Consider the following 26,364-nt stretch of genomic DNA (forward strand, 5'->3'; position numbering starts at 1 on the left):
CTTGTTTACTTTTTCAATCCCATATGGAGGGCAGCAGCCCCTCCTGAGTACGGTTTATATTTCACTTTGTCGAAACCGACTTTACTGAAGAGCTTCGCAAGCTCCTTCATGCCAGGGAATGTCTTTGCCGATTCCTGCAGCCATGAATATTCTTTATAGCTTTTCGCGAAGAGCTTCCCGAATACCGGCATGATAAAACGGAAATACATGCGGAAAAACGGCTTGAATAGCAAGCTTTCAGGCTGTGAAGTCTCCAGGCAGGCGATCATGCCCCCCGGTTTCAAGACACGGTGCATTTCTGATAATACCTGTTCGTAATCCGGCACATTGCGCAACCCAAAGCCGATGGTCGCAAAATCAAAGGAATTGTCCGGATACGGCAAAGCCATCGCATTTCCCTGCACTAATTCCACTTGGGGCATATGGGCTGTCTTTTGATGTCCGACATTCAGCATATTCTGGCTGAAGTCCAATCCGACCACACGCCCTGTAAGACCTGCAGCTTCACCGAGCGCAATCGTCCAGTCCGCGGTGCCGCAGCAGACATCGATACATGCCGAGCCAGGTGCCACTTGCATTTTGTGCATCGTATCCTGCCGCCATTTATTGTGCTGCTGAAAACTGATGACGGAATTCATCTGGTCATAGTTTTCGGAAATTTTCTCAAACACTTCGTGAACTCTTTGTTCTTTCGTTTTCTGCATCATCGTCATCCTTCTCGCGTCAGCGGTTCAGCACTGTGCCGATGCGGAATAATTTGGTGGAGCAATATATTCTTGAGCTCAAAGCCCAATTCGCAATCGTTGATGGATTCCAGTATATCGTTGCCCAAAATTTCCAAGCGGCCTGTGAGCCATCGCTCGATGAACGTCGGATGTGTCAGCGTCTCATTCAGCAAACGCAGCACATAACTGAACTTCCCATCCCTCAGCGCTTCGAGCTCCTCTGTATACCGGATATACAGCAAGGATTGTTCCATCAGCTGCTTGTAATGGCTAAAACCATTCTCTTCGTAGAATGCGTTCAATAAAGCCGTTTCGATCACCAAGGCGGTTTCTTCCACTTGTTGCGGCTGCTGGATCGCAAGTTCATGGAAAGACGCCTTCTTCTCGCTCACTTGGATAATCGCCGTAGCAAGCTTTTGAACCATTTCAATATTTTCGCCTTCCGCCAGCAATTGGTAATAAATGCCGCTGTAAAAATCTCCGGCGAGTACCGTCAATTGCTGTTCCTTGCTGATGGGCATGTCTTCTTTCACACGGTCATGCGCGTGCAATGCAGCGTAGACGATCGCCACCGTCCGGGCGCTTGTCTCCATCTTGTCCGACCATTGCTCCCCGTTAAAAAACGGCAGCAGCAAGAAAAACAGGCGTGCCTCTTTGACATAAGGCCCTTCCGTCAACTGGTCTAGCGTGCGTTGGCGGACTGCTTTTAGTACGTCGATTTCCATGGAGATGATTTTGGATTGTATTTGTTGTCCGTTCATACTGCCTGCTCCATTCATAGGTTAGCCATAACTCATATTATAGCATAATGCCCTTATGGCCTTCACCATTAACGCTTATTTTTTCGCGTCGCTTTCAATGATGCCGTGTGCGGAATGGATTTCCGCTTTGCCGCGAATCTTCATCGCCGATGTATGCTCGGTGAATTGGGCGATCATCACTTCGCCCCGGTCCAGCTTTTCCGTATGATGGAATTTCGTATCGTTGCCGCGTGTCAGCCCGATGACGTTGACGCCGTCTTCCTGTGCACGGATAACTACATATTCAGTTTGTGCCATTGTTTACACCTGCTTTTCGATTTTATTAGTCCATATTGATATAAGTGATGACTTCCGAACGTTTGATGTCGTCAGTCTCCAATAGCCCTCTCGAGACAGCCGTTACCGTTTTTGACCCGGGTTTCTTGATGCCGCGCATCGTCATGCACATATGCTCGGCTTCGACCATGACATATACACCATGAGGGTTCAAGGTTTCCATCATCGAGTCGGCAATGGTCGAAGTGATGCGCTCTTGCAATTGTGGGCGTTTTGCGACGGTTTCGACCGCTCTCGCCAATTTGCTGAGGCCGGTGACCACTCCATCGCGCGGGATATAAGCGATATGCGCTTTCCCGAAGAACGGCACCAAATGATGCTCGCACATGGAATAGAATGGAATGTCTTTCACCAATACCAACTCTTCATGGTTTTCATGGAACACTGTGCGAAAATACTCTTTCGGGTCTTCCTTCAAGCCCGCAAAAACTTCCGCATACATTTTCGCGACGCGTTTAGGGGTATCCTGCAGCCCTTCACGGCCGACATCTTCTCCGACTGCCTCCAAAATCATCCCGACAGCTTGCTCTATTTTATCCAGATCTACGTTGTGGCTTTTCATATCTATCACATTGTTTCCTCCTGTAGAAAATCACTCTATTGGGGCAGCGGTTGAAAACAGCCATACATCATTGCAGTTTCATGCGCCTTTTCTGCAGAGCTTTGTGCAGCTCCGCAATTCTCACCTGAATTGTAGCATTTACGGGGGGTATTGGCAAAAACGGGGCCGAAAAAAAGAATGGCTTCTGCAAGATTAGATCTCGCAAAAGCCATTCTATGTACAATAGCCGAAGCTTATTTCACTGCGTCTTTAAGTGCTTTACCTGGCTTAAAGGCAGGAACCTTGCTAGCGGCAATCTCGATTTCAGCACCTGTCTGTGGGTTGCGTCCTTTACGGGCCGCGCGCTCACGAACTTCAAAGTTACCGAATCCGATCAATTGTACTTTTTCACCTTTAGTTAGAGCATCTTGAATCGCCTCAAATGCAGCGTCAACTGCTTTCGCAGCATCTTTACGAGAAAGTTCAGCCGCTTCTGCAACAGAGTTCACTAATTCTGTTTTGTTCATGCTATTCACCTCCTCTCAAAGGGGATGCTTGCCATCAATCCTGTAAAAAGAGTATCACAACGAAAATCGCATAGCAACAACAAATAGGCCGCATTTCAAAGAAAACCACCAAATACTCCCAATATTTTCAAAAACATGTGGATTTCAAGTGAATCCGTGCTATATCAGGGTTTTTCCTCGGTCAAAAAAATGGGCTCGCCATTTTCATCAATCGTGTAAGGAAGTGAATATGCTGGCACGACCGGGCTGTCTTCGTAGAGAATGAAACGGATATCCTGCCCTTGTTCGAGTTCGCCATCATAATTCTGGATCGCCTCATACAAATCGATTGAATAATCGATGTAAACCTCGCCGCGTCCCGTGATCACCATCGGCAGCATTTTTCCGCTGTAAGGGCTCTGGACCATCGGCTCTTCATTGAAGCCCATTGCTTCATGGTTGAATTTATACACATTATCGGCAATGATTTCGGAGATTGGGGCCCTTCCGCCATTTGCGCTCTTCCTGACGTTGACCGAGCGGATCCCCTCAGCGACCCGTAAGTCCACAAGCTTGACGGTCGGGTTTTCTTCCACATCCATCAAGACATACTGATAGATCCCGCCGACTTCAAATGCATTGCTCGGGATTTCGGCCGTGAAATCCGGTACAATCTTGGAGAAATCGATCGGATATTTGATGAATTGGTCGACGTCCATATCACGCGTCTTGATCGGCAATAGGCCGCCATTGGCTTCCTGGTAGCGTTCAACCGCCTGTTGCGCGGTAGCCAGCTGATCTTCATAGGGAATCTGATTTTCCGCACGCTCGCTGCTCGGGTATGCACAAGCCGTAAGGAGGCTTGCTGCAAGCAAAGCGAGCAGCAGCACTGTTGTTTTTTTCATTATGCCCATCCCCTCAGGCGCCACCGGTCGGTCCGCTGAATACAGTGAAAACCATAATAAAGAAGCCTAGGATCAGCAGGACGTACGCGATCAGCGCAAATAGAAATTTCAGGATGCCGTTTTGCAATTTGTATCGGCTCAAGTAGATCATCCCCATGGAAATGATCAAAAAAGCGATGCCTGCAAACGACACCCACATTTTATCCAAAGAACTCATGAATAAGCCGCCTTTCGTCGAGTTTCAGTCCATAGTATAGCATAAAAAAAGAAGGGGCAGCAGCAAGCAGCCCCTCCGTTTGTGACAATTAAAGCAAGTCGATCAAATCTTCCATTTCATTTTTCTTCATCCTGCCCATCAAGGCTTCCACGGCATTCTCCGGCTTGACGCCTTCAAACAATACCGCATATAAAGCTTCCGTTATCGGCATCGGCACCTGGTATGCTGCAGCCAATTGATGGGCTGCTTTTGTCGTCCGGATCCCTTCGACGACCATGCCCATCTCATCCAAAACCTCATCGACACTTTTCCCTTTTCCGAGCATATTGCCTGCACGCCAGTTGCGTGAATGGACGCTCGTGCACGTTACGATCAAGTCGCCTACGCCGGTCAAGCCCGAGAAGGTCAGGGGCGTTGCGCCCATCTTCACGCCGAGGCGGGCGATTTCCGCCAGGCCGCGTGTCATGATGGCGGCTTTGGCATTATCCCCATAGCCGAGGCCGTCCGTGATCCCGACCGCTAAAGCGATGATGTTCTTCAAAGCCCCGCCGATTTCCACACCGATTACATCAGTATTCGTGTAGACCCGAAAATAGGAGTTCATGAACAGATCCTGGATGCGGTTCGCCGCTTTTGTGTTTTCGCATGCTGCGGTGACGGTCGTCGGATGCTCCTGGACGACTTCTTCCGCATGGCTTGGCCCGGACAAAACGACCACTTCCTCGATCAGCTCGGCTGGAATTTCTTCCCGGATCATTTCGCTGATCCGCTTAAGCGAATCCGGTTCGATGCCTTTTGACACATGGACAAACAAGGCTTTTTTCGTCATCCGTTCACGGATATCCCGCGATACTTCGCGGATCGCCTTGGTCGGTACGGCCAGCACGAAAATATCGGCGTGCGCCACCGCTTCATCGAGCTTAGCTGTCGCTTTCAAGGTATCCGGCAAGCGGACCCCTTTCAGGTAGCGTTCATTCGTATGCCGGTTGATCTCAGCCGCCTGCTCTTCCCGATGGGTCCATACCAGAAGATCGTGGCCATTTTGCGCCAGCACGTAACTGAGCGCAGTTCCCCAGCTCCCTGCACCAAATACAGTAACTTTTTCCATCTTTATCTCTCCTTTATACCGCTCTAAGACAACAAACTCCCACCTCTTCAAGTGGGAGCATGAGGGTCTTTAAAGCCCGATTGGATCAATGAAGCTTCAGCAAAGAAACGGAGACATTTGCTGATTGAAGCGTTTATGTGCGCGCACGGGTAATCAAGCGCAGCGGTGTGCCTTCGAAATCGAAACTTTCCCGGATGCGATTCTGCAAGAAGCGCTCATAGCTGAAGTGCATCAATTCCGGGTCGTTGACGAATACAACGAAAGTCGGCGGTTTAACTGCCACTTGAGTGACGTAGTAAAGCCGCAGGCGGCGTCCTTTATCGGACGGTGCCGGGTTCATCGCCACGGCATCTTCGATTACTTCATTGAGTATGCTCGACTGGATACGGCGTGAATGGTTGTCATTGACGCGGTTGATGATTTCAAGAATGTTATGCACACGCTGACCGCTAAGTGCAGAAACGAAAATGATCGGCGCATAATCCAGGAACAGGAAATGCTCGCGGATTTGCTGCGTGAATTTATTCATGGTCTTGTCATCTTTTTTCAGGGCATCCCATTTATTGACGACAATCACGATCGCTTTCCCTGCCTCGTGGGCATAGCCTGCAATTTTCTTGTCCTGTTCCTGTATGCCTTCTTCGGCGTTAAGGACAACCAAAACGACGTCGGAACGTTCAATCGCACGCAAGGCGCGAAGCACACTGTATTTTTCAGTGCTTTCATACACTTTCCCTTTTTTCCGCATGCCCGCTGTATCGATGATGACGTAAGGCTGTTCGTCGAATTCATATTGCGTATCCACAGCATCGCGCGTCGTCCCAGCCACTTCACTGACGATGACACGGTCCTCCCCGAGGAATGCGTTGACCAAAGATGATTTCCCGACATTGGGACGCCCGATCAATGAAAACTTAATGACATTGTCCGGGTATTCCTCTTCGTCTTCTTTCGGGAAATGTCTCGCCACTTCATCCAACAGATCCCCAAGGCCAAGGCCGTGAGACCCCGAAACCGGGTATGGTTCTCCAACCCCCAGAGAATAGAAATCATAGATCATGTGGCGCATATCGGGGTTGTCGATTTTATTGACAGCCAGCACCACTGGTTTTTTTGTACGATAGAGGATTCGCGCTACTTGCTCGTCCTGTTCCGTCACTCCATCCCGCCCATTGACGAGGAAAATGATGACGTCCGCTTCTTCCATGGCCACTTCTGCCTGGCTGCGAATCTGTTCAAGGAACGGCTCGTCGCTCAGGTCGATGCCCCCTGTATCGATGATGTTGAATTCATGCGTCAGCCAATCCGCCGAACTGTAGATGCGGTCACGCGTAACCCCTGGAATATCTTCCACGATGGAAACACGTTCCCCGACCACGCGATTAAAAATCGTGGATTTACCTACATTCGGCCGGCCAACAATTGCTACTACCGGTTTTGACATAATTAATTCATCCTTCCACTTCTGATAAGCCTATTATACACGAAAAAGGGGATGGCATCTGAATAATGTCCATCCCCTTAAATTGTCCAATATTCAGTTTTTCGATGGAGCGGCAAAATGTCCCGTCTCATAGCCGCGCTGCTGCAGGTAGGAAAGCAATTCTCCGCTGATAACAGCCGGGCTCGTGCGGATGTCTTCAATTGTGCGGGCACCGAGCGCCGTCATGAGCATGCGTAAATCTTCATGCAGGCCTTCGATCTCTTCGATCAAGCCGGTTTCCCCAAGGCTGACCGCATGCTTCAGGAAGCTGCCGGCAATGCCTGTAGCATCTGCGCCGAGCCGGAATGCACGTATCAGGTCGCCGGCATCCTGAAGCCCTCCTGAAGCCAATACGGTGCCGCCGAAACCTTGGCGGCATTCGACGATAGCCGCAGCTGTCGGGATGCCCCAGTCTTCGAAATAAGCCAGCTTGCGTTTCCTGCGCTCATTTTCGATGCTTGCAAAATTGGTGCCGCCGAAGCCGCTCACATCGATGGCCGATACCTGGGTCCCCGCAAGCGCCTCGGCGGCTTCCTGTGAAATGCCGAAGCCGGTTTCCTTGACGATGACCGGCACATCCAGCTCTTCCGCAATCCTCCCAATGCGCTCCAGCGCTCCGCGGAACTCGCGGTCGCCTTCTGGCATCGTCAGTTCCTGTACGACATTCAAATGCACCTGAAACGCATCGGCTTCGATCATTTCAACCGCTTCAAGCGCTTGTTCAACTGTCGCTTCGCTCCCGAGATTGCCGAAGATGATCCCTTGAGGATTTTCTTTCCGGACGACTTGATAGCTTTCGCGCTCATTCTTGTCTTTCAAGGCAGCCATCTGCGAACCGACAGCCATCGCAATTCCCGTTTCTTTTGCAGCACGCGCAAGCATGGCGTTCAGCTGCAAAGTCTCGGAACCGCCGCCCCCGGTCATGGCATTAATAAAAACAGGTGATTTTAGGTTCAAATCACCTGTTTTCGGTTCCAATGATACATCGGCGACGCCGGTGCCCGGCAACGCCTGATGGACAAAACGGACGCAGTCGAGCCAAGTGGCCCGGCATTGCCCTGTGGACAGTGCATAATTGATATGATCCATCTTTCTTTTTGCCCGTGACATTTATTCGGATTTGAATCCTTTTAATTTATCACCGATGACATCGCTGATGGAGAATCCGGATGCTTCTTCCGGCATATCGTATTGGGAGAAATCCTGTTCCGCTTCTTTTTCCTGGAGCTCTTTGATGCTGAGTGACAAACGCTTGTCTTCTTTGTTGACTTCCAGCACTTTCACTTCAACTTCCTGGCCTTCCTGAAGCACTTCATGAGGCGTAGCGATGTGCTTATGCGCGATTTGCGAAATGTGCACAAGGCCTTCTACTCCCGGAAGCACTTCAACAAATGCACCGTAGCTGACCAAACGCTTGACTGTCCCTTTATGGACTGAGCCTTTTGGCGCTTTTTCGTCGATGGCATCCCATGGCCCCGGCAAAGTATCCTTGATCGACAGCGAGATGCGTTCAGAGTCACGGTCAACAGAAAGCACCTTGACTTTCACTTCCTGGCCTTCCGTCACGACATCCGATACTTTGTCGACATGCTCGTGTGACAGTTGGGAAATGTGGACAAGCCCGTCCACCCCACCGATATCGACGAATGCGCCGAATGATGCGATGCGCTGGACTTTGCCGTCAAGCACGTCTCCGGCATTGATTGAATCCATCACTTGTTCTTTCTTGGATTCTTTTTCACCTTCCACAACAGCACGGTGGGAAAGGATCAAGCGGTTGTTCTCTTTTTCCATTTCGACAATCTTAAAGGTCATGACACGGCCTTTGTAGTCCTCAAAAGATTCGACAAAATAATCTTCCACGAGTGAAGCCGGCACAAAACCGCGCACGCCCAGGTCGATGACCAAGCCACCTTTAACGACGTCCTTCACTTCAGCTTCGATGATTTCACCGGATTCGAATTTCTTCTCGAGATCGTCCCAAGCGGATTCGGCATCGACTTTGCGTTTCGACAACACAAAGTTCTCGTCTTCCACTTTCGTGATGATCAATTCAAGCTCGTCCCCTTCTTGGACCGAGTCTGAAGCTTTTTCGATGTGGAGGCTCGATAACTCGCTTATTGGGATGATCCCGTCGAACGGAGCTCCGTCAATTGTCACCGTTACCGCTTTTTCCTCGATCTTGGCGACTTTTCCTTTTACGCGATCTCCTGTTTGGAAGTCACGGTTTTCCATCAAATTCATATCCTCTGACATAAGTAGCCCTCCTTCACAAACTATCCAACTTCTATTTTATTCGAATTCTCTAATAAAAACAAAAATAATCACTTATTTTTGGGTGTTTTCATCCAGAATTTTTTGAATACTGGCCATGATGGCTTCCGTCACTTCTTCAGCTGAAGCTTTGCGTTCCCGATAAGGGCCCATCAGGATCGGGTCGCCGTATACCACTTTCACTTTTCTAAACGGTTTATACGGCCCGATGATGGCACATGGCATGACATCTGCATTGCCTCGAAGCGCAAAAAAACCGGCGCCGCTCAAACCTTTTTTCAAAACGCCGTCAGTCGAACGCGTGCCTTCCGGGAACAGCCCGACGACTTCGCCACCTTTTAGCAGCTTCAACGCCGTCCTTAGCGCTTCCCTGTCGCTCATGCCGCGTTTTACCGGAAACGCGTTGACTTTCGGCAGGATCGAACCGAGCACCGGGGCTTTGAACAATTCCTCTTTCGCCATGAAATGGACGGTTCTCGGTGCGGTCATGCCGACTACTGGAGGGTCGAGCGCATGGATATGGTTGCTGCACAGAAGCACACCGCCCGTTTTCGGGAATTTTTCGATGCCGCTGACCTGGAAGCGGTATAGCGGGCTCAGTGCCGTTTTCACAAGTGTTTTTCCTACTGCATACAAATTCATGACGCCATCAGCCTCTCTTCCGCTAATTTCAAGATGGCTTCCGCCGCTTCGGCAATCGTCAGCGGCGTCGTGTCTAGGTACACGGCATCCTCCGCTTGCTTCAAAGGCGCCACCTCACGCTCGGAATCCATCTTATCGCGCATGGCGATTTCCTCCTGGAGCTCAACAAGCGGCGTCAGGATATCGCGTTTTTTATTTTCCTCGAAACGGCGCCTTGCGCGTTCTTCGACCGTGGCGGACATGAATACTTTCAGGGCAGCGCCTGGCAGGACATGTGTCCCGATGTCGCGGCCATCCATCACGACGCCGCGGCTTTCCGCCAATTTCTGTTGGAGCTCGACCATGCGCTTTCTGACCAATTCATGCGCAGCCATTTCCGATACGGCCTTCGTCACGTACTGGGAGCGGATTGCCTCCGACACGTCTTGACCATCAAGCAGCACTTTCTGCCCGCCTTCCACTGGAATCAAATCGATTTCGGTCTCCTCGAGCAACGCGCCGGCTTCTTCATTGCTCGCCAGGTTGATGCCGGAATCCAAAGCTTTCAGTGTAATGGCGCGATACATCGCGCCGGTGTCGATATAAATATATCCTAATTTCTCTGCCACTATTTTAGCGATCGTGCTCTTGCCGGCAGCGGCCGGCCCGTCGATCGCGATTTGTATCGCTTTTGTCAAAACTGTCACCTCATCTTATGTAATGATTTCATTTTATCACATTCCCGGCGAAGGTTTCGGGCAAAATAACAGTGCCTTCAGAATAGATCCGGATCCACTCCTCGGCAACAAAAAAACAAAAGCCCCCGACGGAAGGCTCTTGCTCTTAATGTGGCGTATGCTTATGGTAATGGCTGACCGATAATTGGTGGGCTTGGCGGACTTTCCGCAATCCGAACCACCATAAGAACAGCATGAATGGGACTGCGCCGTACAATAGGTTATCGTTGGCATAAAGCGAAGCGTTGTAAGCGATGTGCAACAACGTTGAAGCAAACAGAGCTGCTGCGAGCCACCATTTGCTTTCCCTTCTTTCGGTGAATTTCGCCTTCCCGTAATAATAGCCCATGACGACACCGAACAAGGCATGGCTCGATACGGGAAGGAATGCCCGCAGGAAAGCTGCGCCAAGCCCGAACTCGAGCAGATAGAGGATGTTTTCGACCGTGGCGAAACCGAGCGATAAACTGGCACCGTATAAAATCCCGTCATATGGGTCTTCAAAGTCGATATGGTGGAAAACGGCCACAAACAGGACAATCCACTTGAAGAACTCCTCGAGTAAACTCGAGAACAAGACCGATTTCACGAAAACGTTTTGGAATACATTCTCTGCTTCAAACACATACTGGATAAATAATATCGGGAACGTCAGAAGGGCGCCGTATAGAAAGCAGTGGAAGATCAGCTTAGACGGTTCTCCTGCAAATTGATCACGCAAATAAAAATAACTGAACAATGCGAGCCCTGGCGCAATCGCCACCGTCAACAACTCCAACATAGGCGCCCTCCTCCCATCACCCGTGGCGGTTAAATTTCAAATGCTTCCTTGTCGATCGCTTCATTGCCCGACAGCAGGATCGCCAATTTGATGCGCGCTTTCTTGCTGTCATAATCGCTGCCCAATATGACGCCGCGTGTCAACAGGTCGTGTGCGCTTCCCGGATAGCTGTATGCCGGATAGGCATTGCCTTCTTCGGCGCTTGTCGTCACTACGACGGGAATGCCCGATTTCACGGCACGCTCGACCGCATCTACCATATGGGGGGAAACTTGGCCGCGGCCAGCTGCTTCGAGGATGATGCCTTTTGACCCGCTATCAACCAACATATCGACAATCGACCCTTCCTGCCCGGAATAGCATTTGACGATATCGACGCGCGGCATGCCGCCCGGTACGCGATGCACTTCACGCAGCACCGGCCTCTGGTAGATGCGGACTTTATCATTGTCGATGATGCCTAAATAGCCATGACCGAATGAATCAAATCCTTGCAAATTGCTGGCATGCACTTTCTTGACGTATTTCGCGCTGTAGATCCGCTCATTGAAGACAACGACCGTGCCGACACCTTTGATCACAGGGTCGACCGCTACATAGATCGAGTTGCGCAAATTGGAGTAGACATCCGTCCCTACGGCTTCCGGAGCACGCTGGCTCCCTGTCACCACGACCGTCCGTTCATCGCCTACGGTCAAATCCAGGAAATAGGCCGTTTCTTCCAAGGTGTCGGTACCATGTGTGACGACTACACCTTCAACTTCCGGGTCTTTCAATTCTTTTAAGATTGCTTCTTTGACGATGTTCATTTCATCGAAACCGATGTGCATGCTCGGCAACTGATATACATCGATCACTTTCACTTCGATCTCGGTCGGCAATTGGCAAAGCTCTGCCAATTCCTTGCCCGAAATGGCACCGGATTTCAGCAAACCTCCGTCGGAAATGGCTTTACTGGCAATCGTGCCTCCTGTCGTAATTAAAGAGACTTTCTTTTTCATATTGCACCTCGTTTGGATATTCTAGTCTTTCCGGTTCTGCAACGCTTCTTTTTCCGCGATTGCGGCAGCGATCTGCCGGCCATGGAAACGGCCGTTCTCGATGAAGATTTCATTGGCATTATTACCGGCTGCAATGACCCCTGCGATGAACAAATTTTCGATATTCGTTTCCATCGTGCCCTCATCGAACGATGGCCTTCCGCTTGCCTCATCGATCCCGATTCCCATTTGCTGAAGGAAACGATGGTCTGGATGGTAGCCGATCATCGCGAAGACAAAATCATTCGGCAAGGTCTCTTTCGTATCGTTCACGGTCAATTCCACTTCTCCATCGCGGATTTCATCGATAATCGAATCGAATAGCATGGTAATCTCCCCCTGGCGAACGAGCCCATCGAACTCTGGCAAAATCCATGGCTTGACGCTTTTCGAGTAGCTCGTGCCGTGGTAGGACACCGTCACACGGCTCCCGGCTTTGTGCAATTCGAGCGCTGCATCCACCGCTGAATTCTTGCCGCCGATCACCAGCACGTCACGATCGAAATAAGGATGCCCTTCCTTGAAATAATGCATCACTTTCGACAAATCGGCACCCGGCACGTCAAGCTTGTTCGGATGGTCATAATACCCAGTCGCCACCACCACGTATTTTGCTTTGTACTCGTTTTTGGACGTCTTCACGAGAAAACTGTCCGACCGTTCGATTGATAACGCCATTTCATAGGCACGGACATCCAAGGCATGCCGCTTCACGACTTCTCGGTAATAAACGAGAGCGTGGTTGCGCTTTGGCTTTCGCTCTTCGGTTATGAAAGGCACATCCCCGATCGCTAATTTTTCACTGCTGCTGAAGAAAGTCTGATGTGTCGGATAATGATAGATGGCGTTGACGATATTGCCTTTTTCGATAATGACGGGGTGGAGGCCCAGTTTTTGTATTTCGATGGCGGCCGATAAACCGCACGGGCCCCCACCTACGATGATGACATCTGCATTTTCCATATAACCACTCCTGTATTAATGTCCATATCCATCTTATCCGATTGAAGAGCTTTGTGCCAAATCCCGAACGGCTGGGGAAGGACATATTTCCAATATATGGAATTCTGCTTTCGCGCCCAGCCGGAGTGGCAAAGTCGTCGTGCCGAAGCCATTGCTGACGAGTTCCGTGACCCCTTCCGAAACAACCAAAGACCCCCGCTCGAATATCCCGAATCTCCCCAACCTGATCTGGCCGCCATGAGTATGTCCGGCCATCAACAAACTGGCCGGATAATGCTGTTTCACATGCTTGAATACAAAAGGCGTATGGGAAATGAAGATGTCGGAATCATGCTTATCGACAGTGCAAAATGCCTCTTCAATACTATTCTCACGGAAAGCGAAATAATCAATTCCGGTCAATTTAAGTTTAGGGTTCCCGAACAGTTCCACAGATTCGTCATCAAGGATGGTGACGCCTTGTTCTTCGAGCAGCTTCCTTAACCGTCCTTCGCCGATTTCCCTGTCGTTATTCCCGAACACGTAATAGACTGGGGCGAGCCCGCTTAAAACCTTCAAGTTTTCAAGGATGCGCTGCTCCGGAACCCCGTGTTCAACAAAGTCTCCTCCTATGACTACAAGATCGACTTGATCGCTGAACATTTTGTGCCGAAGCTTGCGCCGATGGACATCGGAGATGAAAAGCAGCTTGAATGGAGGGAATTGGGCATCTCCAGATAAATGGACTGCGGCCACTCTCTTCTTTTCGGTATGGGCAGAACGGAACATCCACGCCAATAACCCCACGCCCGCCAGTGCCATCCGTATAATCCATTTCATATTGCCACTCCTTCCCGAGGCAACAAAAAAACATAAGCTGCGCTTATGTTTTCCTGTTCAAGCCGCTATTCAATCTTCAGTGATATCCAGAATACGGAAGCCGGATTTTTCCAGCTCTTTCGTGAATTTGTCGATATTGTCCTTTTTCTTGACTTTCAACACGATGCGGCGTACCACTTTGTCCGTCTCATCGAAAGTAACGAGCGAAACGACGGATTCCTTGTATTTTTCGATGATTTCCCCGAGCCGCCCGATACGCCCTTCTGACTCCACCGATGTGAACGTGATACGGAAGCCTGATTGCTGCATGCCGAATGCGCTTTGCAATTGGTTGACGACATCAAACCGAGTAACGATGCCAATGAATTTCCCTTCGTCGACAACAGCGATGATCGGGAAATCCCTCAATTCGACCAACGCTTTTTCGTATACATCGTCAATATTCAAATAGACATCCTGGTTGACCATGATATCTTTCACTTTTGTCGAACGGATAAAATCATCTTTCTTGGCATCCGAATAAAAGAAAGCGCGGTATGCGTGATACCAGGTGAAGATTCCTTCGAATTTGTCGCCATCAACGACAGGCAAAGCATCAACGGAATGCTGTTCCAACAGCTCAAGCCCTTTTTGCATGGTATCTTCCGGCCTTACAGTAAAGCATTTCTCTTTTTTCACTAAAGCACTTTTGACAAACATCTGCTCACCTCTTTTTAGATTCTATCTATCATTTCCCCCACAGGCGGCATTTAATCTCGCTTTACGGCAAAATCAATGTTTGTCCCGGGCTGATGTTATTGGATGCCAATCCATTGGCTTGCTTGATTTTCTCGACAGCGGCGGCTGCCCCGCTGGCACCATAGTTATTGACGGCGATACGGTAGAGCGTTTCACTCGATTGGACGGTGATCGTCTTGCCGCCTGCAGTCGGTGTTTCCTCTTGCTCTTCTTCGGCTTTTTGTTCAGCCGATGCACGCCGTTCCGCTTCGGCTTTTTCTTTCGCTTCAGCTTCTTCGCGGGCTTTTTGTTCTGCACGTGCTGTGTCTTGCGCTTTTTTCTCTGCTTGTTCCTTAGCGGCTGCCTGTTCTTTCTCTTTTGCAGCTGCCTGTTTTTCACGTTCGCGCGCTTTTTCTTTCAGTTCTTTTTGCTCTGCCGCTTCTTTTGCTTTCGAATTTTTCTTTTCGTCTTCGTCCTGGCCTTCTGTCGCGGCAAGTACGGTGCTTTCGGAAGGCGGCTGGGAGTTCAGTTCGAAACTGACTTCATTTTCGTTGGTCTTGGCAGTTAGCGTGTCATCCGGTTCATAGTAAAACGCAACGTAGATCAACAAAGTGACCGGAATCAAGATAAAGATGAAAAACAAGGAAGGCAATAATAAACCCTTGCTTTTCGGCTTGGGCATTTGGCGTGCGCGCCTCGACAATTCTGCCATTCGTTCCTGTGACAATTCCTGGCGATTCTTTTCCATTGATTCATGATAATTATCGTTTCCCATTTCATGACTACCCCTATCTGTACTAATATATCTATTATGACGAAAAAAGGCTTATTTGTAAATAATAGAAATAGAGATTTTCATATAGGAAGAAGGGCCTCCAAACGCTCTTTCCAAGCTCCGCGCGGCGATGCCTTCATTTCGCTTTTCCCGCTTTGGAACTGACTTCGGTCGATTCCATGGAAACTGCAGCAATTGGGCGGTATGTCAGGGGTTTCCTGGTCAAAGCTTATGCTGATGTAGTGCCGGATGCAGCCATTCGAATGCACGAGTCCGCGGACGGACGCAGCTTGCCTTTGCTTTTCTTTTCTCAATTGGTCAATCTGGTTCAATGTGCCTTCAATGGGAAGGCGCTCACGCCAATAGGAGACGATACGGTATGCAGTTTCCCTTATCATCCCCTGCTCAATGAGCTGTTTCGCTTCTTCCCCGCGATCATAGACCAATTCGATTTCATGTGGTTCCGGTAAATCGTCCATGATCAAGCTTTCCACCAGCTGCTCATCGCCCGCCGCATACAATAAAGTCGCAAGCGATGGCAACGAATCGCGGCCGGCACGCCCGACTTCCTGTACATAACCTTCTATCGATGAAGGCAATTGGAAATGGATGACGTGGCGGATATCGGGAATATGGACCCCCATGCCAAACGCATTGGTCGCGCATACCCACTCGAGCTCTTTATTGGCAAATTGCTGTTGGACGAAAATGCGGTCCTGCTGCTCCATTCCGCCATGATAAAATGCCGCGCGGATCCCAAGCGCGAGGATTCGCTCCGCCAGTTCCTGCGATTTCCTCCTAGTTCCGGCATAAATGATTCCCGGCCCACCGTATTCTGCGACCAGTGTCATCAATGCTTCCTGCTTTTCATTATCGTTCTCGAATTTCCGAATGTCGTAACTGATATTTCCCCGGTCCATGGGATGGGAGTAGACGAATGGATCGCTCAATTTTAAATAATGCTTGATTTCATCCGTTACTTTATTGGTAGCCGTCGCGGTTAATGCCAAAGTTTGCGGGTTGCCAAGCTTAGGCAGAACTTCGGCAATGCGCAAATAATCAGGGCGGAAATCAAAGCCCCATTGAGAGATGCAATGTGCTTCATCAGCGACTAGCAGCGAAATGTCTAGTGCTTCCAGCTTGCCAAGTACATACGGCTGGACGAGCATTTCAGGGGCCACGAAGATGAATTTATAATTGCCCAGCGTATTCCATACCTTTTCACGATCTTCGGTTTTCATGAAGGAATTGATGGCGACGACCGATTTCTCCCCCATTTTCTTTAACTGCGCCACTTGGTCCTGCATCAGCGATAACAGAGGCGAAACGATGACGATGGCTCCAGACAGCACTTTCCCCGGCAGCTGATAACAAAGCGATTTTCCCATGCCTGTCGGCAGCAATGCCAAGACATCGCGGCCCGTAAGCACTTGCTCGATCACCTGTTTCTGGCCGGGGCGGAATTCCGTGTAGCCATAAGTATCGTATAACAGCTTTTCCATATTCATTTGCCGGCACCCTTCATCGCGAGCGCCAACCGGATCTGGAAATAGCTGGCTTCCGGTAAACGCTCCTTAATATCGCGTAGCCTCATCGACTTCAGCTCCTCGCTGGTTTGATGTATCGATTCGATTAACTGTCTATCCATAAACGGCGCAGCGCTGAAGGCTGGGTCATTCATCGCCATCTCGACGAAATGATCCTCGATCGTACTGGTCTTCAGCTGCCTGAGCCCGGCGATCTGGCCGAGTGAAAACCCGCGTTCAGATAGGTTCCGTGTCCGTTTCGCCGATTCGGTCAACGCGGATTGCTGGATGATGCCTTCAAGCATGCCGGATAGCAAGGGATACTCCATGCCTTCGAGCACATCCAGCCAAGCGTGTAATGTTTCCACTGCCGCAATTTTCACATCAATCGGCATGACACTGTGCTCCATGGCTAATTGATCCCATGTGAGCCCGCCGACACCGAACCCCGATAGCCGCTTGACCAGGATGTCTTTATGGTTTTCCGATATTTTCGCCAAGGCCAAACTGGTTTCGATTTGGCTTTTCAACGCCCCTTGGATAGCCGCTGAGCGAAAGTCGATGCGGTTCAAATAAGCCTTGGTCCATGCCTGCACCGTTTCATCGGTAACGACTGGATCAAAGCGTTTATGGTCCTGCATAAAATTGGACATCGTTTGGAGCACCAGGGAAAGGCGCGCAAAGAACCGGCTTTCATTGCCCCTGTATTTCCAGCCGTTCAGCGGCGTAGGCGGTATATCCAAGCCGGATGCAGCGCGGCCGAGCCGGATGGCATGTTCATCCGGCAGCAACAAGCCTTGTGCCTCGAGCCTTCCGATGGACGCTAGATAATCTTGCTTATCCAGTTTAGGGAGCACGGCGAAATAGGGGTGGAGCCCAAAATAACCGATGTCCTGAATCGTTTGCCCTGATTTCTTTCCTTTAATTAAATGATAAGGGGAAGATACGGTCCGTTGACCGTCAACCGCTTTCATGATTGCTAAAACGACTTCATCGAATCGCACTGAATTACCCTCCCGGCGGTTTTGGGTTGAAAAAACCTTAGAATATCTATAGAATAAACACGATAGTATAACTGAACTTGTTCGGAGATAAAGGAGAGGAACTGGAATGGCTAAATATACCATTGTTGATAAGGATACGTGTATCGCATGCGGAGCTTGCGGAGCAGCGGCACCGGACATTTACGATTATGATGATGAGGGCATCGCCTTCGTTATTCTTGATGATAACACGGGGACTGAACAAGTGCCAGATGAGCTGATGGAGGATATGGAAGACGCATTCGAAGGATGCCCGACCGATTCCATCAAGGTTGCAGACGAGCCATTTGAAGGAGATCCACTTAAATACGAAGACTGACCAATGCTTGGTCCATAGAAAAAAGCGGCTGGAAGAATCATCTTCCGGCCGCTTTTTTTATGATAAATAATAGGAACGTTGTTTTTCAATCCAGGTATGCATGCTACCGAAGATCAACAAGACGACCGTCGTAAGCGCCAGCCCTTTGATCAAGTTGAACGGCAGGATGCCGAGAACGATGGTTGTATACAAGGCGTTCCCAGTTTGTTCAGGCATGTTCAGGAAATACGTGTACATCGGCAGAAAGACGAAATAATTGAGCAGGCTCATGCCGATCGCCATCGAGAATGTCCCGATGACCAAACCGAACGCGATTCCTTTTTTCGTGGAAACTTTACGGTAGATTGCATAGACCGGCAAGATGAACAATAGGCTCGTCGCGAAATTCGCCATATGCCCTACAGGCACGCCAGTCGGGCTTCCAGAAAAAACCCAGTCCAATACATTTTTAAAGAATGCTACCAGGACCCCTGCAACAGGCCCCATCGTGATCGCCGCAATCAGCGCTGGCACGTCACTGAAATCCACTTTCAGAAATGCCGGCAACGCCGGCAGCGGGAAATTGAATAGCATCAACACAAACGAGATGCTGCTCAGCATACCGATGACGATCATCGATTGCAATTTCTTGTTCTTCATATTCCTCTCTCCTTGTCGTGATTCACCAGAAGAAAGGTTCGGATCGCATTGCCGTGAAAAATCCCTTAAGCAAAAATCACTTAAGGGAGAGTCAGGCACACTGAAATAAACGGTCCGCCTTCAAAACGGCATGCGTCCGTACCTTCACCTTCTCCCATCCAGACTATACTGTCGGCTTTGGAATCTCACCAAATCCTGCTTTTTACGGCTCGCGGGCTGATGGACTGCAAGGTCCAAATACCGCCGGTAGGGAATTGCACCCTGCCCCGAAGATGAATCGATATTTTATTATACAATTTCATCTTATAAAAAAATGACAGCAATGTAAACCATAGTGCTTACATTGCTGTCATTTTATTTTTCCGGCCAGTCGATGCGGTTGGGCGAAACCGGCAGTTCGAGTTCTTTCGAGAAATCGAAGCCAGCCCATTCGGCTTGAACTGTATTGGATATCCTCAGCGATGTATCATAGGATTGCGCCGTGAGCGCCATGCTTTCGATCATTTGCATCGCTTCAACTCCATCGAGCGTCTCTAAGTCCAACAACTCTTCAAATACCAATGTAGCATTCTCCCCGTCCATCTCAACGCGGTAATTGATCTCTTCCGGAACCGGCGAATGGTAATCATCGTTCGGCGATTGCTGAAGCGCCATTAGCGCTTCTTCCACATTTTCCGGCGACATCCCATAAGCTGGAGCCAGATGCCAGTCACCCGTTGAAGTGGCTAGCAAATAAAAGCTTTGCCCCTGCTCCCCGGGGACGAATGGTTCCACTATCCCTATATGTGATAATTGCGCAGCCTCGCCGCCTTCATCCAATACACGGATTTCCTGCTGATTCATGAATGTTTCTTCCAAGCTGGATAAATACAGCAAAGTGGAAGCCGAACCTTGGTCATAGGAATGGCCATCCGGCAGGAAATGGCTGATCACCGAATCATTTTGCTCAAGTTCGCCTGCATAAGGGTGATACTCATCAAACCCCAATGCGGATTCATCGATTTGAATGGCGAAAGTTTCATATAATTCGACCGCATCCGGTTCTGCCGTATCTGTCAACTGTTCTGGGATGACAAAACTTATCGGCACCACATAGCCATTGTAGGCAAGTCCGACGCGCAAAATATGGGACTGCTCCACGTCTCTTTCATAAACCGCTGTCCGCAGCGCCACCGGTTGTTCCGCGGCCAAATTAGCGTCCTCTTCAGACTCCCCTTCTGGCCCTTCCGGCGGCTCTGCCTGTTCCGTCTGCGCCTCATCAGTGGACATCGTCGGCCCGGAGTCACTGTTTTCGGTCTCGCTGCTAGAATCGGTTCCTCCTTGCTGAAGCAAAGAGGCGACAAGCACCGAGATGCTCAGGAATGCGACAATGGCCACAAGCAGCGGCAGCCATCGCTTCGGCTGCCTTGGCATTTTCTCTTTCTGGGCAAGTTTGTTGTATACCTCGGCTTTTTGCCGGCCATCTTGTATCTTGGGGAAATCCCGCAACAAATTTTCGATTTCTTCATCGTTCCATTTGTCATTCGGCATATTCTCCTCCCCCTTCTGCTTCCAGTAATTTTTGGCGGAGGGACCGGATCGCCCGGTGCTGTGTCGTCTTGACTTTGCCTTCCGACCACTCCAGGACTTCAGCCGTTTCCGCAATGGAGAGATCTTGGAAATAACGCATGATGATGACGAGCTTCTGGTCGCCTGTACAGAGGTCGAGCGTCCGATACAAGCGGATCTTGTCTTCATTAAGCAATGAAACTTCTTCTGGAATTCTTTCAGTTGAAGTCAATTGCTGGGTTTCCCAGTCGAAGAAATCCATTGAATGCTTTTTCCTCACTGCAGCTTTGCGGAAATGGTCGATGGCTACATTTTTTGCGATTGAGAAGAGCCACGTCTTTTCCGAACTCTTTCCCTGGAACCGGCCATAAGCGCGCAGTACCCTTACATAGACTTCATGCATCAGATCTTCTGCCACATGACGGTCCTTCACTAAATACACTAAAAATTGAAAGACATCCTGGTGGTATTGGTCATATAGCCGATGAAACACGGAGTCATTCACGCAACTCCCCCCGTTCCTTGGATTAGTCGTCGCGACTACGGAAAAGTTACATCGCCTTCAGCGGCAATGTGAAGATAAACGAAGTGCCTTCGCCCAATTTGCTTTCGGCACGGATTTCTCCCGAGTGCGCTTTGATGATATTGCTCGCAATCGCGAGGCCGAGCCCAGTGCCGCCCTTGCCGAGCGTTCTTGCCTTATCGGCTTTATAGAAGCGCTCAAAGACAAATTCCAGATCCTTCTCTGAAATTCCGGCTCCGGTATCGTTGATCGAAACTTTTGCGCGGTCTCCCATATTTTCGACATGTACATGCACTTGCCCTCCCTCGGGGGTATGGCGGAGTGCATTATCGATCAAATTCGTCATGACTTGTTCGATGCGGTCTTCATCCAGTTCGGCGGCCGCCCAATCGTCGAGTTCTGTCGTGAAGCTCAATTCAATGCCTTTTTCTTTTGCTGCTTGGCTGAACTTCAAGCTCATCCGTTCGATGGCATTATTGAATTGCACCAATTCCTTATAGAGCCGCATATGGCCCGATTCCAATCGCGCCAAGTTCAAGAGGTCCGTGACGAGTCTACCCATGCGCTGGGATTCCTCATAGATGATCTTGGTCATTTCGTTGCGCTCTTCTTCGCTTGCGCCGACGTCATCGAGCAAGGCTTCGCTATAGCCTTGGAGCATGGCAATCGGTGTCCGCAATTCGTGCGAAACATTGGCGATGAAATCTTCCCGCAGCTTCTCAAGACGGTGCTGTTCGGTCATGTTATGAAGCACGGCCACCGCTCCGCGCACGCTTTCACCGCTGTAAAGCGGGCTGAAATTGACTGCATAATAAGCACCTTCGATTTCAAGCTCTTCCTCGATCTCCTCTTGAAAAGTCAGGACATGATCGAGCATATGGAGCATTTCCGACGGCAATGCCTTAGCATCCGTGCCATCCTTAAAGAGCCATTGCCGCAGCAGCTTTTCAGCCGGGGGATTGCTAAGCAAGATGGTCTTATCCTGATTGAAGGTGATGACGGCATCCGCCATCGAGGTCAAGATGCTCGATAATTGTTCTTTTTCCTGATTGATCACTTCGAGATGATGTTTCAGCTGGCGGCCCATCTGGTTAAAGGCAATCGCCAATTGGCCGATTTCATCTCCCGAAGAGACTTTCACTTTCGTGTCGAAATTCCCTTTCGCCAATTCAAATGCCCCTTCACGCATATTGCGCAGCGGGGAAGTGATGCGAGTCGACAGGAAAAACGCAAAAAACGTCGTCAGTAATAAAGCGATGAATGCGGACAGGAAAACGATGTTGGTCGTCCTTTCAGCCGTGCGGTCCATCACTTCCAATGACTGGTAAATGAAAACCGTCCCGTGAAGTTCATCACTCGTCTGAAGGGGCGAAGCCATGACTATATACGATTCCATGCGGTCTGCTTCCGATAAGGAAGGCAACAGCATTTCTTTTGTGACGGTCTCATCGCTTTCGAAAACTTTCTGGAACTCTTTTTCACTGACGATCTTTTCCCTGATTTCCTCGCCATTCAAGCCATCGTGCAAATAATAGGAGATTTTCCCCGGTTCTTCGGCGATGACGGCATTGGTTTCAGGGCCGAGCACTTCATCGACAATGGATAAATTGCCTTCCCCGGATTGTTCGTTAAAGATCCTGGCAATCATATTCGCCTCGTTATGCAGTGCTTCTTCCACTGTTTCGCTGTGGAAGTTCCCGAGAAACTCCAACAGCAACACCGTCACAATAAACAAGACAAAGGAAACGAGAAGCAAAATGGTTACCCACAGCTTCCCGACGATGCTATTCCATATTCTATTCATTGCCGACCTCGAATTTATATCCAACACCCCATACGGTGACAATCATTTTAGCTGCTGATTCGGAGACCCGGTTCAATTTCTCCCGCAAGCGTTTGACGTGGGTATCCACGGTACGCAAATCGCCGAAAAAGTCATAATGCCATACCTCTTTGAGCAGATGCTCCCGGTCGAATACTTTATCCGGTGATTTTGCCAGGAAATACAATAGTTCATATTCTTTCGGCGTCAGGTTTACTTCGACACCGTCTGCGGTCACGCGGTGCGCATCATGGTCGATCGTCAGATGCGGAAACACGACTAAATCTTTCGAGACGGTCGAACTCGTAGAAGGCGAATACGCAGAAGAACGCCGCAAAATCGCTTTGACACGCAGCACCACTTCCCGCGGGCTGAACGGTTTGACGATATAGTCGTCTGCTCCGGATTCAAAGCCTTCCACGCGATTTGCCTCTTCGCCTTTTGCCGTCAGCATGATGATTGGCGTCATTTTCGTCTCACGGAGTTCAGTCGCCACTTCGATACCGTCTTTCTCAGGCATCATGAGGTCAAGCAGGATGCAATGATAATCCGTTTCCATCGCTTTTTCCAAAGCTTCCACGCCATTTTCCGCTTCTTCCACCATATATCCTTCACGCTCCAGATACATCTTCAACAAGCGCCGGATCCTCTCTTCGTCATCCACTACAAGAATCGTGATTTCTTCAGACATCCTAATCCCTCCAACTTTCATCTCTATACCTTTCATTGTACCGATAAGGGTACCAAAAATAAACGAAAAGCCTTTTCCATGAAAGGAAAAGGCTTTTGTCGTCAAGCGTATGAATGCAGGCCTGCAATAATCAGGTTAACAGCCACCAAGTTGAACATGATGATGACAAAACCGATGACCGCGAGCCACGCAGACTTTTCGCCTGCCCAGCCCCTGCCAAGGCGCAAGTGCAGATAGGCTGCGTAGAACAGCCATGTAACGAGTGCCCATACCTCTTTCGGGTCCCATCCCCAGAAGCGCGACCAGGCGATTTGCGCCCAGATCATCGCGAAGATCAAAGCCCCGAGAGAGAAGATCGGGAAACCGATGATGATCGAGCGGTAATTGATCTCATCCATCAGCTGCAGATTGACGTTCTTCGTGAACGGCTGGAGCATTTCGGAAATACGTTTGCGGAAAATCAGCCGGATCAATCCGTAGAGCACTGTCCCAACCATGACCGACCAAAAGACAGTCGTCAGTTTTCCCGCATGGACAATCGGCGGCATTTCCACCAGCGGCGTAAACGCCCCGTCCGTCATTGGCTCGAATTCGTTCATGCCGAAGATCGCTGGCATATTGTAGGTGATTTCCGACGGTTGGCCGTCTTTATTGACATAAGCGAAATCGGCTTCGTAATTCGTCAAGGTGAAGAATGTGCTCGTCACGACAAAGCCAAGGACGAGAACAAGCGAATACATGATGGCTTCAAGCCAGAAGCGCTGTTTCGACTTTTTCTTTTGGTCGACGACTTTGAGCAAATAAATTAAGCCGGCTGCCGCACTGATCGCAAGGATCCCTTCTGCGATGACGACTGTGATGACATGGATCGCCAGCCAATTCGTCTGAAGTGCCGGGATCAGCGGGCTCACTTCACTCGGGAACATACTGGCATAAGCAATGATCAATAACGCGATCGGCAGGACGATCATGCCGAGTACTGCGGTTTTGTACAATGCGTAAAGTACGATGAATCCGCCGACAAGCGTCATCCCGAATGCTGTCGTGAACTCGAACATATTACTGATGGGCGCGTGACCCGTGACCATCCATCGCGTGATGAAATAGCCTAGTTGCGCAAGGAAGCCGAGGACCGTAATCGTCATGGCGACTTTGCCCCACCGCTGTTCGGATCGGTAGGTGCCTTTCTTGTTGCCTTTGACGGCTCCGCCGAATACAAATGTCGCTAACAGATAGGCGAAAAACGCTGCATATAATAGATTGGAACTGATATCGGCTAATGTCATGTCAATTGTTCACCTTCCCTTTTCTCCTGTGCTTCCATGTCTTCCTGTTGGTCGCGATATGCCGGAAGAGAAGCGTGTTCAGTCACCTGATCCAGGTCTTTCTTAAGCCCGAACCAGTTTTTATTTGTGTGGCCTGCAAGCAAAATGCTGCCATCTGCCTGCTGCTGGATCCAGAAGCGGCGATGGTTGAAGTACATTCCTTGCGCCACGCCGATCATGAAGATCAAGCCGCCGAGCCCGAGAATAGGCAAGGTGCGGTCTTTGCGTACCGTTAAGCCCGAAGCGTCTCGGGTTTCGACTCCTTGGAAGGCAAGTTTGTACTCGTTATCGCCGAGTGGTTCCACTGTGTTCTGAATGGTAATGAAACTCGTTTCGCCATCCGGTGTGTCCGGGGTCGTCATTTTAACTAGGAAGCCCGGATTTTTCGGCAGCGGCGTCGCTGTTTGCGGTTCACCGTTTTCAAAACCGGAGAAGTCAGGATAGTAGCCGAGCAATTCCACAACCGAGCCGTCTGCAAGCTCGTACGTCGTTTCCGGATTGACCAAGTCGATCGTCAAATCTCCACGGCTTTCGCCGGTCTCCTTGTTCTGAAGCGCGAAGCTCATCGTTTTCAGTTCATCCTGCTGGAAATCCATCTGATACAAAGCGTAGCCATCGAACTTGAACGGCTGGTTGACCCGGATGGCGTGCTCCTCGACCATTTCCATATCGTCTGTATCGCCAGGCAATGCACCCTCTGGTATTTTGTAGAGGACGACATCCGTCTGGTAATTTTTCGCGACCGTACCGACACGGTCGATCGCTTCACCGAATTTCTCTTCTTCGCCCTCTCCTGTGTAGGTCTCCAAAGTGAATCCTTTGCTCTCCAACACATAACCGGGCGCATCCGGGATCGCACGCGTTTCGCCTTCACGGATCCATAAGGTTTCATCTACGTAGAAACCGGGCATCATGCGCAGCATGACGCCGAACAGGAAGATGATCAACCCGATGTGGTTGACATAAGGGCCCCACCGCGAAAAACGGCCTTTTTCAGCAAGCAAACCATTCTTATCGGTCGACACCTTATATTTCAATTCGCCCAATTTCTCTTCGGCTTTCTTTAGCGTATCCGCATCTCCTGGCCCTTCCGCGAAAATGCGCTGCTTGCGCATAAAGCTGGAATGGCGCAGCACCCGCTGGTTTTTCAATGATTTATAAAGCGGCACGAAACGGTCAAGGCTCGCAATGATCAGCGAGATTGCCAGCATGCCGACAAGGGTGATAAACCAAAACGAATTGTATAGGTCATGGAAGCCGAGCGCATGGTAAACCGTCCCGACGCTTCCATAGATATCGGTATAATAAGCTTCGATATCCGCTTCTGTCGCTGCCGGCACATATTGTTTCTGCGGCAGGATCGTGCCGAGGGCAGCTGCGATCAATAAGACGATGATAATCCCGACGCCCACTTTAACACTGGAAAAGAAATTCCAAATCTTGTCGATGATCGACTTGTTATACGTCTGGGAGCGTCTAGCCGTCCCTTCATAGCGCATGTCCGCCAATTTCTTGTTTTCTTCTTGCTCATTGAGCGGCCGTCCGCACGATTCACAGAGAATTGTGCCCGGCGGGTTTTCATGGCCGCATTTGCAAATCAATTTGTCCATCCCAAAAAT

At 49.9% G+C, this 26,364-nt stretch carries 29 protein-coding genes and 1 riboswitch; of the genes, 1 reads left to right on the forward strand and 28 read right to left on the reverse strand.

The window, feature by feature from the left end:
• Window positions 1-5: 5 nt before the first annotated feature.
• From BBI15_RS09275 to BBI15_RS09375, 21 genes are all read right to left on the reverse strand, one after another.
• Entirely contained in the window at window positions 6-704 is a 699-nt protein-coding gene (locus tag BBI15_RS09275; RefSeq protein ID WP_068872564.1) for a demethylmenaquinone methyltransferase, read from the reverse strand.
• A gap of 5 nt (window positions 705-709) precedes the next feature.
• On the reverse strand, window positions 710-1,486 hold the full coding sequence (locus tag BBI15_RS09280) for a heptaprenyl diphosphate synthase component 1 (protein WP_068869300.1): 777 nt from the start codon (window positions 1,484-1,486) through the stop codon (window positions 710-712).
• 75 nt (window positions 1,487-1,561) lie between these two features.
• Window positions 1,562-1,783: a trp RNA-binding attenuation protein MtrB gene (gene mtrB, locus BBI15_RS09285; protein ID WP_058380559.1), complete on the reverse strand. Its 222-nt coding sequence runs from the start codon at window positions 1,781-1,783 to the stop codon at window positions 1,562-1,564.
• Between the two features lie 25 nt (window positions 1,784-1,808).
• On the reverse strand, window positions 1,809-2,384 hold the full coding sequence (gene folE / locus BBI15_RS09290; RefSeq protein WP_068872565.1) for a GTP cyclohydrolase I FolE: 576 nt from the start codon (window positions 2,382-2,384) through the stop codon (window positions 1,809-1,811).
• 233 nt (window positions 2,385-2,617) lie between these two features.
• Complete coding sequence (locus BBI15_RS09295) at window positions 2,618-2,890, reverse strand: HU family DNA-binding protein (RefSeq protein WP_068869301.1); 273 nt, start codon at window positions 2,888-2,890, stop codon at window positions 2,618-2,620.
• Window positions 2,891-3,054: 164 nt separating this feature from the next.
• Window positions 3,055-3,774 carry a hypothetical protein gene (locus BBI15_RS09300; protein ID WP_068869302.1) on the reverse strand — a complete coding sequence of 240 codons (720 nt, stop codon included), beginning with the start codon at window positions 3,772-3,774 and terminating at the stop codon, window positions 3,055-3,057.
• Window positions 3,775-3,787: 13 nt separating this feature from the next.
• Window positions 3,788-3,991, reverse strand: coding sequence for a DUF2768 domain-containing protein (locus BBI15_RS09305; protein WP_058380557.1), 204 nt, complete (start codon window positions 3,989-3,991; stop codon window positions 3,788-3,790).
• Between the two features lie 88 nt (window positions 3,992-4,079).
• Entirely contained in the window at window positions 4,080-5,099 is a 1,020-nt protein-coding gene (locus tag BBI15_RS09310; protein WP_068869303.1) for an NAD(P)H-dependent glycerol-3-phosphate dehydrogenase, read from the reverse strand.
• A 133-nt stretch (window positions 5,100-5,232) separates the two neighbouring features.
• Entirely contained in the window at window positions 5,233-6,543 is a 1,311-nt protein-coding gene (gene der, locus BBI15_RS09315) for a ribosome biogenesis GTPase Der (protein ID WP_068869304.1), read from the reverse strand.
• A 93-nt stretch (window positions 6,544-6,636) separates the two neighbouring features.
• Window positions 6,637-7,671, reverse strand: coding sequence for a type 2 isopentenyl-diphosphate Delta-isomerase (gene fni / locus BBI15_RS09320; RefSeq protein ID WP_269466043.1), 1,035 nt, complete (start codon window positions 7,669-7,671; stop codon window positions 6,637-6,639).
• 21 nt (window positions 7,672-7,692) lie between these two features.
• Window positions 7,693-8,838, reverse strand: coding sequence for a 30S ribosomal protein S1 (gene rpsA / locus BBI15_RS09325; RefSeq protein ID WP_068869306.1), 1,146 nt, complete (start codon window positions 8,836-8,838; stop codon window positions 7,693-7,695).
• Window positions 8,839-8,910: 72 nt separating this feature from the next.
• A complete protein-coding gene (locus BBI15_RS09330; protein ID WP_068869307.1) occupies window positions 8,911-9,498 on the reverse strand; it encodes a lysophospholipid acyltransferase family protein in 588 nt (195 codons plus the stop codon).
• A complete protein-coding gene (cmk, locus tag BBI15_RS09335; RefSeq protein WP_068869308.1) occupies window positions 9,495-10,175 on the reverse strand; it encodes a (d)CMP kinase in 681 nt (226 codons plus the stop codon). Before cmk ends, BBI15_RS09330 begins: the two co-directional genes overlap by 4 nt.
• Window positions 10,176-10,320: 145 nt before the next feature.
• Window positions 10,321-10,995, reverse strand: a complete 675-nt coding sequence (gene prsW / locus BBI15_RS09340) for a glutamic-type intramembrane protease PrsW (protein ID WP_068869309.1) — start codon at window positions 10,993-10,995, stop codon at window positions 10,321-10,323.
• Between the two features lie 29 nt (window positions 10,996-11,024).
• Window positions 11,025-11,996, reverse strand: coding sequence for an asparaginase (locus BBI15_RS09345; protein ID WP_068869310.1), 972 nt, complete (start codon window positions 11,994-11,996; stop codon window positions 11,025-11,027).
• A gap of 21 nt (window positions 11,997-12,017) precedes the next feature.
• Entirely contained in the window at window positions 12,018-12,998 is a 981-nt protein-coding gene (locus BBI15_RS09350; protein ID WP_068869311.1) for a YpdA family putative bacillithiol disulfide reductase, read from the reverse strand.
• Window positions 12,999-13,031: 33 nt separating this feature from the next.
• A complete protein-coding gene (locus BBI15_RS09355; RefSeq protein ID WP_068869312.1) occupies window positions 13,032-13,817 on the reverse strand; it encodes a metallophosphoesterase in 786 nt (261 codons plus the stop codon).
• 69 nt (window positions 13,818-13,886) lie between these two features.
• A complete protein-coding gene (locus BBI15_RS09360) occupies window positions 13,887-14,516 on the reverse strand; it encodes a CBS domain-containing protein (RefSeq protein WP_068869313.1) in 630 nt (209 codons plus the stop codon).
• Window positions 14,517-14,577: 61 nt separating this feature from the next.
• Window positions 14,578-15,309 carry a LysM peptidoglycan-binding domain-containing protein gene (locus BBI15_RS09365; protein WP_068869314.1) on the reverse strand — a complete coding sequence of 244 codons (732 nt, stop codon included), beginning with the start codon at window positions 15,307-15,309 and terminating at the stop codon, window positions 14,578-14,580.
• Window positions 15,310-15,389: 80 nt separating this feature from the next.
• The gene (locus BBI15_RS09370; RefSeq protein WP_068869315.1) at window positions 15,390-16,817 is read right to left on the reverse strand and encodes a RecQ family ATP-dependent DNA helicase; all 1,428 of its coding nucleotides are present in this window, start codon (window positions 16,815-16,817) and stop codon (window positions 15,390-15,392) included.
• Window positions 16,814-17,839 carry a YpbB family protein gene (locus tag BBI15_RS09375; protein ID WP_068869316.1) on the reverse strand — a complete coding sequence of 342 codons (1,026 nt, stop codon included), beginning with the start codon at window positions 17,837-17,839 and terminating at the stop codon, window positions 16,814-16,816. Before BBI15_RS09375 ends, BBI15_RS09370 begins: the two co-directional genes overlap by 4 nt.
• 106 nt (window positions 17,840-17,945) lie before the next feature.
• Here BBI15_RS09375 and BBI15_RS09380 point away from each other — a divergent pair, with 106 nt between their 5' ends.
• Window positions 17,946-18,197, forward strand: coding sequence for a ferredoxin (locus BBI15_RS09380; protein WP_068869317.1), 252 nt, complete (start codon window positions 17,946-17,948; stop codon window positions 18,195-18,197).
• Between the two features lie 57 nt (window positions 18,198-18,254).
• Here the strand turns inward: BBI15_RS09380 and BBI15_RS09385 are convergent, their stop codons facing one another.
• From BBI15_RS09385 to BBI15_RS09415, 7 genes are all read right to left on the reverse strand, one after another.
• Window positions 18,255-18,836 carry an ECF transporter S component gene (locus BBI15_RS09385; RefSeq protein WP_068869318.1) on the reverse strand — a complete coding sequence of 194 codons (582 nt, stop codon included), beginning with the start codon at window positions 18,834-18,836 and terminating at the stop codon, window positions 18,255-18,257.
• Between the two features lie 142 nt (window positions 18,837-18,978).
• Window positions 18,979-19,114, reverse strand: a riboswitch (FMN riboswitch).
• Window positions 19,115-19,190: 76 nt separating this feature from the next.
• Window positions 19,191-20,366, reverse strand: coding sequence for a hypothetical protein (locus BBI15_RS09390; RefSeq protein ID WP_068869319.1), 1,176 nt, complete (start codon window positions 20,364-20,366; stop codon window positions 19,191-19,193).
• A complete protein-coding gene (gene sigX / locus BBI15_RS09395) occupies window positions 20,356-20,889 on the reverse strand; it encodes an RNA polymerase sigma factor SigX (RefSeq protein ID WP_068869320.1) in 534 nt (177 codons plus the stop codon). Before sigX ends, BBI15_RS09390 begins: the two co-directional genes overlap by 11 nt.
• Before the next feature lie 46 nt (window positions 20,890-20,935).
• A complete protein-coding gene (locus BBI15_RS09400) occupies window positions 20,936-22,711 on the reverse strand; it encodes an ATP-binding protein (RefSeq protein ID WP_068869321.1) in 1,776 nt (591 codons plus the stop codon).
• Window positions 22,704-23,420 (reverse strand): response regulator transcription factor, encoded by a 717-nt coding sequence (locus BBI15_RS09405; RefSeq protein WP_068485838.1) that lies wholly within the window; start codon window positions 23,418-23,420, stop codon window positions 22,704-22,706. The genes BBI15_RS09400 and BBI15_RS09405 overlap by 8 nt, the downstream gene beginning before the upstream one ends.
• A 101-nt stretch (window positions 23,421-23,521) precedes the next feature.
• Entirely contained in the window at window positions 23,522-24,706 is a 1,185-nt protein-coding gene (gene ccsB, locus BBI15_RS09410; protein ID WP_068869322.1) for a c-type cytochrome biogenesis protein CcsB, read from the reverse strand.
• Window positions 24,703-26,355: a cytochrome c biogenesis ResB family protein gene (locus BBI15_RS09415; RefSeq protein ID WP_068869323.1), complete on the reverse strand. Its 1,653-nt coding sequence runs from the start codon at window positions 26,353-26,355 to the stop codon at window positions 24,703-24,705. The genes ccsB and BBI15_RS09415 overlap by 4 nt, the downstream gene beginning before the upstream one ends.
• Between the last annotated feature and the right edge of the window lie 9 nt (window positions 26,356-26,364).

The organism is Planococcus plakortidis (assembly GCF_001687605.2).
Classification (GTDB): Bacteria; Bacillota; Bacilli; order Bacillales_A; family Planococcaceae; genus Planococcus; species Planococcus plakortidis.

Excerpts from the sequence above, each read along its gene's own strand:
- BBI15_RS09275 (WP_068872564.1), bottom strand. The coding sequence starts at position 704 with ATGCAGAAAACGAAAGAACAAAGAGTTCACGAAGTGTTTGAGAAAATT.
- BBI15_RS09280 (WP_068869300.1), bottom strand. The coding sequence starts at position 1,486 with ATGAACGGACAACAAATACAATCCAAAATCATCTCCATGGAAATCGAC.
- mtrB (WP_058380559.1), bottom strand. The coding sequence starts at position 1,783 with ATGGCACAAACTGAATATGTAGTTATCCGTGCACAGGAAGACGGCGTC.
- folE (WP_068872565.1), bottom strand. The coding sequence starts at position 2,384 with ATGAAAAGCCACAACGTAGATCTGGATAAAATAGAGCAAGCTGTCGGG.
- BBI15_RS09295 (WP_068869301.1), bottom strand. The coding sequence starts at position 2,890 with ATGAACAAAACAGAATTAGTGAACTCTGTTGCAGAAGCGGCTGAACTT.
- BBI15_RS09300 (WP_068869302.1), bottom strand. The coding sequence starts at position 3,774 with ATGAAAAAAACAACAGTGCTGCTGCTCGCTTTGCTTGCAGCAAGCCTC.
- BBI15_RS09305 (WP_058380557.1), bottom strand. The coding sequence starts at position 3,991 with ATGAGTTCTTTGGATAAAATGTGGGTGTCGTTTGCAGGCATCGCTTTT.
- BBI15_RS09310 (WP_068869303.1), bottom strand. The coding sequence starts at position 5,099 with ATGGAAAAAGTTACTGTATTTGGTGCAGGGAGCTGGGGAACTGCGCTC.
- der (WP_068869304.1), bottom strand. The coding sequence starts at position 6,543 with ATGTCAAAACCGGTAGTAGCAATTGTTGGCCGGCCGAATGTAGGTAAA.
- fni (WP_269466043.1), bottom strand. The coding sequence starts at position 7,671 with ATGGATCATATCAATTATGCACTGTCCACAGGGCAATGCCGGGCCACT.
- rpsA (WP_068869306.1), bottom strand. The coding sequence starts at position 8,838 with ATGTCAGAGGATATGAATTTGATGGAAAACCGTGACTTCCAAACAGGA.
- BBI15_RS09330 (WP_068869307.1), bottom strand. The coding sequence starts at position 9,498 with ATGAATTTGTATGCAGTAGGAAAAACACTTGTGAAAACGGCACTGAGC.
- prsW (WP_068869309.1), bottom strand. The coding sequence starts at position 10,995 with ATGTTGGAGTTGTTGACGGTGGCGATTGCGCCAGGGCTCGCATTGTTC.
- BBI15_RS09345 (WP_068869310.1), bottom strand. The coding sequence starts at position 11,996 with ATGAAAAAGAAAGTCTCTTTAATTACGACAGGAGGCACGATTGCCAGT.
- BBI15_RS09350 (WP_068869311.1), bottom strand. The coding sequence starts at position 12,998 with ATGGAAAATGCAGATGTCATCATCGTAGGTGGGGGCCCGTGCGGTTTA.
- BBI15_RS09355 (WP_068869312.1), bottom strand. The coding sequence starts at position 13,817 with ATGAAATGGATTATACGGATGGCACTGGCGGGCGTGGGGTTATTGGCG.
- BBI15_RS09360 (WP_068869313.1), bottom strand. The coding sequence starts at position 14,516 with ATGTTTGTCAAAAGTGCTTTAGTGAAAAAAGAGAAATGCTTTACTGTA.
- BBI15_RS09365 (WP_068869314.1), bottom strand. The coding sequence starts at position 15,309 with ATGGGAAACGATAATTATCATGAATCAATGGAAAAGAATCGCCAGGAA.
- BBI15_RS09370 (WP_068869315.1), bottom strand. The coding sequence starts at position 16,817 with ATGAATATGGAAAAGCTGTTATACGATACTTATGGCTACACGGAATTC.
- BBI15_RS09380 (WP_068869317.1), top strand. The coding sequence starts at position 17,946 with ATGGCTAAATATACCATTGTTGATAAGGATACGTGTATCGCATGCGGA.
- BBI15_RS09385 (WP_068869318.1), bottom strand. The coding sequence starts at position 18,836 with ATGAAGAACAAGAAATTGCAATCGATGATCGTCATCGGTATGCTGAGC.
- BBI15_RS09390 (WP_068869319.1), bottom strand. The coding sequence starts at position 20,366 with ATGCCGAATGACAAATGGAACGATGAAGAAATCGAAAATTTGTTGCGG.
- BBI15_RS09400 (WP_068869321.1), bottom strand. The coding sequence starts at position 22,711 with ATGAATAGAATATGGAATAGCATCGTCGGGAAGCTGTGGGTAACCATT.
- BBI15_RS09405 (WP_068485838.1), bottom strand. The coding sequence starts at position 23,420 with ATGTCTGAAGAAATCACGATTCTTGTAGTGGATGACGAAGAGAGGATC.
- ccsB (WP_068869322.1), bottom strand. The coding sequence starts at position 24,706 with ATGACATTAGCCGATATCAGTTCCAATCTATTATATGCAGCGTTTTTC.
- BBI15_RS09415 (WP_068869323.1), bottom strand. The coding sequence starts at position 26,355 with ATGGACAAATTGATTTGCAAATGCGGCCATGAAAACCCGCCGGGCACA.